This window comes from Trichocoleus sp. FACHB-6 (assembly GCF_014695815.1).
Lineage (GTDB): Bacteria > Cyanobacteriota > Cyanobacteriia > Cyanobacteriales > FACHB-T130 > Funiculus > Funiculus sociatus.
Map to the genome: position 1 here is coordinate 60,789 of NZ_JACJOY010000016.1, position 6,905 is coordinate 67,693.

General features: G+C 43.2%; 7 protein-coding genes and 1 pseudogene. 1 reads left to right on the top strand and 7 read right to left on the bottom strand.

Annotated elements, in window-relative coordinates; translation table 11 throughout:
- Nucleotides 1-12: 12 nt before the first annotated feature.
- Genes H6F66_RS02980 through H6F66_RS03000 form a run of 5 tightly spaced genes read right to left on the bottom strand, consistent with a single transcriptional unit; the run spans nt 13 to nt 3,710 of the window.
- The gene (locus H6F66_RS02980) at nt 13-975 is read right to left on the bottom strand and encodes an alpha/beta hydrolase (RefSeq protein WP_242019129.1); all 963 of its coding nucleotides are present in this window, start codon (nt 973-975) and stop codon (nt 13-15) included.
- 35 nt (nt 976-1,010) lie between these two features.
- Nucleotides 1,011-1,955 (bottom strand): aldo/keto reductase, encoded by a 945-nt coding sequence (locus tag H6F66_RS02985; protein ID WP_190418054.1) that lies wholly within the window; start codon nt 1,953-1,955, stop codon nt 1,011-1,013.
- Between the two features lie 17 nt (nt 1,956-1,972).
- Nucleotides 1,973-2,794 (bottom strand): SDR family oxidoreductase, encoded by an 822-nt coding sequence (locus H6F66_RS02990; protein WP_190418056.1) that lies wholly within the window; start codon nt 2,792-2,794, stop codon nt 1,973-1,975.
- Nucleotides 2,791-3,213 (bottom strand): DUF1824 family protein, encoded by a 423-nt coding sequence (locus tag H6F66_RS02995; RefSeq protein ID WP_190418058.1) that lies wholly within the window; start codon nt 3,211-3,213, stop codon nt 2,791-2,793. The genes H6F66_RS02990 and H6F66_RS02995 overlap by 4 nt, the downstream gene beginning before the upstream one ends.
- A gap of 11 nt (nt 3,214-3,224) precedes the next feature.
- The gene (locus tag H6F66_RS03000) at nt 3,225-3,710 is read right to left on the bottom strand and encodes a glutathione peroxidase (RefSeq protein WP_190418061.1); all 486 of its coding nucleotides are present in this window, start codon (nt 3,708-3,710) and stop codon (nt 3,225-3,227) included.
- Between the two features lie 484 nt (nt 3,711-4,194).
- On the opposite strand from H6F66_RS03000, the gene H6F66_RS03005 reads away from it, so the two are divergent.
- Nucleotides 4,195-5,358 carry a hypothetical protein gene (locus H6F66_RS03005; RefSeq protein ID WP_190418062.1) on the top strand — a complete coding sequence of 388 codons (1,164 nt, stop codon included), beginning with the start codon at nt 4,195-4,197 and terminating at the stop codon, nt 5,356-5,358.
- Between the two features lie 217 nt (nt 5,359-5,575).
- Here H6F66_RS03005 and H6F66_RS03010 read toward each other — a convergent pair whose 3' ends face one another.
- Nucleotides 5,576-6,682, bottom strand: a complete 1,107-nt coding sequence (locus tag H6F66_RS03010) for a hypothetical protein (protein WP_190418064.1) — start codon at nt 6,680-6,682, stop codon at nt 5,576-5,578.
- A gap of 22 nt (nt 6,683-6,704) precedes the next feature.
- Nucleotides 6,705-6,905: pseudogene (locus H6F66_RS03015) on the bottom strand (IS701 family transposase); the annotation flags it as partial.

Here is a 6,905-nt window from a genome sequence, read left to right on the forward strand (position 1 = left end):
GTAATAATAATCCTAGCTCCCCTGATTAAGCCCTGTTGGGGGGATATCCTTGACAAAATCTGCAACTACGGTGACAAATTTAGCCGTAGATTCATAGGGTAAAACATTACGGCCTGAGATTTTGACACCGTGACCGTTCGGTAAAGACTTCAGATAGTCAGCTATTCGTTCATCTGGTGTTTCCCCTTTTCCAGACTGACTGATACTTGATGCGGTGTCTCCTACGACTACTAGAGTAGGTTGGGTAATGGATGCGATCGCATCCTGATAATTCTGTCGCCAAAACCCCGCCAAAAAGGAAAAAACAGCGTAGCGACTATCTGGATTAACCGCACCTTTCACCAGTGTATCCAACCACTCCTCATCTACTGAATCCTCATCAGCAAATAATTGGCGAATCGAGAACGAATCTAAAAACTGCGGTCGTCGCGCATACCGATAAAAAGCACTACCAAAAGGAGATTCTAGCAGATTCCAAACTATTTTTTGCTTCAAACCTTTTGAAGGTTTAGTAATCACCGCCCACGCCGGAGGCCCCGCCAGCACCAAACCTCTAACAAAGTTAGATTGTAGGCGAACCAACTCAATTGCTACAGGTAACAAAGCACCTTGCACCACTACAATCACAGGTTTTTGTACCACTGTTTGCAAAAAATGTTGCAACTGTTCAGCCCAATCCGTGGGATTATAAGCAACAGGTGGCATATCGCTTTCGCCGCATCCCAGTAAATCAGGATTATAAATTGAGTTTTGGCAATCTTTTTCATACCATTCCCGGCAGAATCTATCCCAAAACTTGCGAGATAACCCGACACCAATAGGATGAATTAACAGCAAAGGAATTCCGTTATCTGTTGTTTGATTAATTGGATTATAAACTTCGTAAGCACAGCGATAATTTTTCCAAGTATAAAACTGTGTTGGAGAAACTGCCACATTCTCAGTAATCATTAAATTTTCAGATACTGATTGCATAATTCTTTGTGTCCTTTTGGTTTAAAAACTCACAACTATCGTTCGTAAGAGTAAATATCTCCAGGTTGCTTAAACAAAGCATCTGAACTCTGACAAAGTAATTGTAAATCTTCTTTATCTAGACTCCAACTTAAAGCTTCCACATTTTTCTGTATCTGCTGACGATCTGTAGTAAAGCCAGAGATTACAGCAGCAACACCAGGCTGTTGCTTAACCCAATTTAGCGCAACTTGGGAAATAGTTTTATTGTATTTCTGCGCTACCTGTGCCAATGTTTCCAGCATTTCCAGTACAGGTTTCCAACCACCGTGCGCTCTAATCATACTATTGTAATAGAAGCTACGAGCGTGAGATGATTCGCTTGGAGGTGAGGTGACACCTCGAAACTTTTCTGACAAGAAACCGCCTGCTAAAGGGCCATATGGCAACAAAGCAATATTGTGCTTCAGGCAAAGCGCCTGCATTGAGTTTTCAACACGTCTGTCAATCAAACTATACTGAACTTGATGAGTGCTGATGGGGGCGTATTCTACAGCTTTTTCCAACATAGGAGTATTAAAGTTGGTGACACCAAGCTGGCGAATTTTCCCCTGTTCTAATAAATCCTTGAAAGCGGCAAAAGTAGAGGCAAAATCTAGCTGCGGGTTGTGCCAGTGGATTTGCACGCAATCTAAGGTTTCTTGCTGCAAATTCCGGAGAGAAGCTTCAATTTTGCTTTTAATTTGTGCGGGAGTGGGGACATTCCCGAAAAAGACAGCTTTAGTAAAAATTGTGCGATCGCGTCCTTTCAGCAAGCGGCCAACAACACTTTCACTCCGTCCATAAATGTCTGCTGTATCAAAAGTATTGATACCCAAAGCTAAGTAAATGTCCAGCGCACGGGCAATATCATTTTCTGAAATTTGTTTCCAGCTGCGGTCATCGAGTTGCCAGCAACCGACAATTAAAGATGTATTTGAAAGTAATTCTTTATTGCTCATGCCTTATAATATATCAATTACACTATCATTTGTGGATGAATCAACTGATATCCTGCCTCTTTTATCTTTTGATTAGAAACCAGTGCATTGTATGGTCGAACGCTCTTAAGAGACGAATCCCATAAAACTTTAGGTAAATTGTGTTTTTCGCACATTCTATCCAGCAGTTCTCTACTTGTCAGATGGGCATCATCTACTAAGTTATAAATGCCTTGCAGTCGGTGCTGACGGACGAATTCTATAGCAGCAACGATATCATCAAGGTGAATCCAATTTGTAATATCTTCTCCGCTTCCAGGTCTGGTTGTCCCTGGTGCATTGCGAAAAATCTTCACCAGTTCGCGACCAGAACCATAAATTCCACCCAAGCGAAGAATACAAATGCCTACATTTTCAGTTGACGCTGACAGTAATACTTCCTCAGTTTGAGAGAGAATTTTACCATTTGAATTTTCAGGTGCAACGGGTGATTTTTCATCTACCAACGAGCCATTTTTATCACCATAGACAGAGTAACTTCCCGTATAAATTAGTTGTCGCAGCGACTCTATTTGGGGTAAAATTGACACTAGATTTTGAGCAGTTTCCAGATAACTTTCTTCGTACCCATTGGCACTCTTCGCACCAACGCTCAAAAGCACAGTATCCTGGTTTTCCAACACTGATTTTAGGCCTTCTGGATTGTTGCCTTTAACTACTACAACTCGTTGGGCAACTGCTTCCAATTCTGAAACTTTTTCCGGGGTGGTTGTGGTTGCGGTGACAACAAAACCTAATTTTTGCCAATATTGAGCAACTGCTTTACCAACGTAACCACAGCCAATGATTGCTACGTTCATGACGATTCCGATGTGAATAAATCTAGTGGCAAATGCCCGTACATTTCGTTGAGTCCTCCGTCATATGCAGACTGGCAGGAAATTAGGACTCCGCGATGTTCTCCTGTGTAAGAATCAAGATAGCATAAGCCTGTTTTTGGGTTAAATTTGATGTAAACAGAGCCGTCTATTGCCGATAATTCGGGTACTTCATAACCCAAAGCTGCTGCATAAGTTTTCAAAGCCAGAATACCCTGTTCTGCGGTGTTGGCGCAAATTCCTAATATTTGATTATCACAAAGCTCTGTCACCAAAAGTAAAGCTTGACGAATTGAATCTTTAGTTGGTGCTGATTCAGTGGCACTCTTTACGCAGTCGAAAGTCTTAAGGATTTTATGCGCCTCTTCAACAGTGAGATTAGCCGGGTTTTGTATGGACATAAATTTTACAGTTATTTTGCTAACTCACGTTCAATTGCAGCAATCAATTCAGGAGAATCTGGCTTGACGCTACTATTAAATCTGGCGACCACTTCACCCTGCTTGCTGATTAAGAATTTCTCAAAATTCCAAGAAACATTTCCTGTAGGTTCAACTGCATTGGTGAGTCGATTATAAAGTGGGTGCTGTTGGGAACCTTTGGCGTGAACTTTGTCAAACATCTCAAAGTTAACGCCGTAGTTTTTCGTGCAGAATTGCATAATTTCTGCGTTGCTTCCAGGTTCTTGCGCTCCAAAGTCGTTGCAGGGGAAAGCTAAGACGCGCAACCCAGTATCTCGATATTTTTGGTTTAACTGTTCCAGTCCTTTGTATTGAAGCGTGTAGCCACAATAGGAAGCCACATTTACTATTAAGAGTACCTTTCCGGCGTACTCGGAGAGTTGTTTATCTTCCCCATTGATGGTTTTTACGGCGATGTCGGAAACTGTGTTGCTCATTTTGAATTTTCTTCCATTTTGTATTGTGGTAGCACACTTAAAATAGTGCATATTTTGTAGGTTGGGGAGCCACACGAAAAGCGGGGGTTCCCCTCGTTGAGCGATGTGGCGTTTGAGGTACCTTACCCAATAACTCAAACTTGTTTACTGGATGTTGAGTTTCAAAAACCCTACCTACCTCCAAAATTGTAAGGGTTTTGGTGCGTTACGTTGCACTTACGCACCCAACTTGCTTAGGTATTATCCGTTAATTTAGCAAGTAAGCATTTATTCAGTTTTGCCATCGAAACCCAACAAATCCTTGTGGGTATTAGGTTGCGATCGCAAAACCTAATATACAATTTTCTTACGCTAATCTACGTACTGGGTAGAGAAATTACTGAACTTTTTAATACTTGCCGGACACGGAGAGAAGCTGTCGAAAAACTTATCGGCGTGGGAAAGGACTCGACAGATACACCTATCTCTAATTGAGGCAACTTTTGTGAATATAAGTTTTTTCAAGAACAAAACGTGGAAATTTTTGCTGGCGTTTGCGATCGCGTTCGTTCTATCATTTGAATTCAACACTGTCGCCACATCCCAAACCACTCGCATCCTCCTGGGTTATGGTGGCGGCGCTAGTTTAGTCCAAGGTACGTGGACAGATAGCCTGGACATTTCTAAAGAAGCAGGCTTACCCAAACCAGATATGCAGCAGATTTGGGTAGGTAAGGGATGGGAGCCAATCTGGTATGGTTGCGTCTCAGGTCAGACTACTTGCACAAGTACAGCTAGGATGAAACAAGAAGGCGTCATCCCGGTTTTTATCCTTGACTTCATCACAGCTGATGCTCAAACTAAAAAAACTTGGGCGGAAATTGAAGCTAGGAAAAGTTGGTATTTTTCCGAGTTAGACCGCTTCGCCAAGGAAGTGCTAGCTAAAACCACAGGACAAGTATACCTGGTGCTAGAACCAGAGCATAACCTAGTGGGAACCCTCCGCGACCCCGCCTTAGTATCATCTGGTTGGGATGCGACTATACCGCAAAATTTTGGTAAATTGATGGCTGAAGCTGCTCAAAGACTACGCAACGCAAGTCGGTCTGTCACCGGACTGCGGGTGAAAGTTGGTTTAGCTTTTGGTGACTTCAACCCCGGAACAGGTGGTTTAGACAAATTTCTAACCACTCTGAGTGCAGCAGCGCCAGGAGTAGAGTTTTTTGGCTTCCAAGTGACGCAGGGGCCGTGGCGTAATGATGGCAATGGATGCCAACGCTTAACCCCGGATCAAGCTAAGCTTTATGATATGCCTGACCGGATAATCGAGATTGCTAACTTCATCAAGACGAAACTGGGAAAATCGTCTATGATAGACTACCTTTTCCTGATGGCAGATCCAAACACTGATTGGGATAATGGTGGAGCTTTAGTTTATCAGGAGTTGCGATCGCGCCAGCAAGAGTTGCTTAATGCTGGATTGTTTGGTTTGATGCACTTTACCCAAGTTGATACGCCACTATCCGAACCCAATGGTTACTGGTGCGATGGTGAAAAGTACAGAGGCATTATCGCACCCGCAGCACAACTGGCAGACTACAGTTACCAACGACCTTTTTATCTGAAAAAGATGGGACAGGCGTTAGGGTATTGGATAGCAAATCGGTAAAAATTAAAACACCCGGCGATTGGAAATCGCGGCTACCAAATCCGTCTGCGCGGACTCAATTCCGATGAATTCTTGATGGTGGGTTTTGTTCAAGAACCAGAATCACTTGTAATTTCACAAGTTTTAACTGGGAACGCCCGACGTGATGTAATGGTACGATATCGCCTACGTTTGAGAACCCAGCGTCAGGCGATATTCGTCTATAAGAGAAACCACTTTAAACAGAGAGTTTCAATTTTAGATCCTTAGACGGGATGATGTACATTAATTCTGCGCCGTCGGGTTTAGATTCTGTATAGGGAGCTAATTTCAGCCAATCATGGAAGCTAATTCCCAATTGCGCGATCGCTTCTACTTCTGTCTGATACGCTTCAAAACGGCGATTGGTTTCCACCATAGATTCTATTACTTCCAGCACTTCGGGAAGACGTTTATCAGCCTCTCGCTTCAAATCTTCATTACTTGGGCCAAACCAACCTCCGGCAATCTCAACGCGAGTTAGAATTGCTGCTGGTAACGATTCAGCCCATTTATCAGGTTCTTTCGCCATCTTGAGCAAATTGTGACGTTGAAGCTCAAACACAGCATTTTCATCCAAAGCTGGATCGATCCACTGGTAAATTCGGGTTAGTCGCCGCAAATCTATCTTACCTTTGAACTGAGGTTGTAAGTAAGCTGCTGGGTTAGAAGTAAGTAGAAGCTTAATATATTTAAGAATACGAGAACGGACAACTTTCGCGCCTTCTTGGAAGCGACTTAGTGCTGTATCAAATTCTCCTAACTCAAGATGACAACGTGCTTCAGCAATATAAGCTAGAGATAAGGTCAAAAGATATTCATCAGCAATCTGGCTACCTTGTTCCAGTTCGTTATCAGTATAAGCTGTGTAATGATGTTGAGCTGCTAAAAGGCGATCGATAGCAGCAAATGCAGCACGTTCACGGTTTTCAACTTTGGACATTGTAAAAGCACTAACTGCCAAATCCAGTGCGGCACGAAAGTTAGCGTAGTATCCAAGATCAATTTTGCGGTCAATCTTCTTCAATAGTTCTTCTGCCTTTTTTAGGCGTTTTTCTAATTCGTTGAGGCGCTGGTTTATTACAGCAAATCCGATCACTGATACACCCAGGTTAAGCAGACTAGCAGCAGAACCTACCATCAAAACTCCTTTAGCCATTTGCAATTGCGGCGGCAATTGAGCAGTGGTTGAGCCAAACTCCCGTAAAAAAGTAACGATTCGCCCTGTTCCTACTTCTCTAATCACACCCCCAGCCCGTTCAAAGGTTCCATCTGCAAGTCCTTTGGCGATCCAATCAGCAAGCATAAACGTTGCTGTAACTCAGGAGTTACGCAGTTGGTACAAGAGTCAGCCAAGGAGCCGCTAAGTAGGAACGCACCGCCTCCCGAACAATACTGGCTTTGGACTCATACCAACTAATGCCAGTATTAAACCAATGCATCTCCAGGCGTAGAAACGCTCGAATCGCCAAACCAATGTGATTGCGTTGAGCACGAGAAGAACGCACTTGGGCTTTTTCAACCCCACA

Coding starts and splice junctions, on each gene's coding strand:
- H6F66_RS03000 (WP_190418061.1), bottom strand. CDS start 3,710: ATGAGCAACACAGTTTCCGACATCGCCGTAAAAACCATCAATGGGGAA.
- H6F66_RS02980 (WP_242019129.1), bottom strand. CDS start 975: ATGCAATCAGTATCTGAAAATTTAATGATTACTGAGAATGTGGCAGTT.
- H6F66_RS02990 (WP_190418056.1), bottom strand. CDS start 2,794: ATGAACGTAGCAATCATTGGCTGTGGTTACGTTGGTAAAGCAGTTGCT.
- H6F66_RS03010 (WP_190418064.1), bottom strand. CDS start 6,682: ATGCTTGCTGATTGGATCGCCAAAGGACTTGCAGATGGAACCTTTGAA.
- H6F66_RS02985 (WP_190418054.1), bottom strand. CDS start 1,955: ATGAGCAATAAAGAATTACTTTCAAATACATCTTTAATTGTCGGTTGC.
- H6F66_RS02995 (WP_190418058.1), bottom strand. CDS start 3,213: ATGTCCATACAAAACCCGGCTAATCTCACTGTTGAAGAGGCGCATAAA.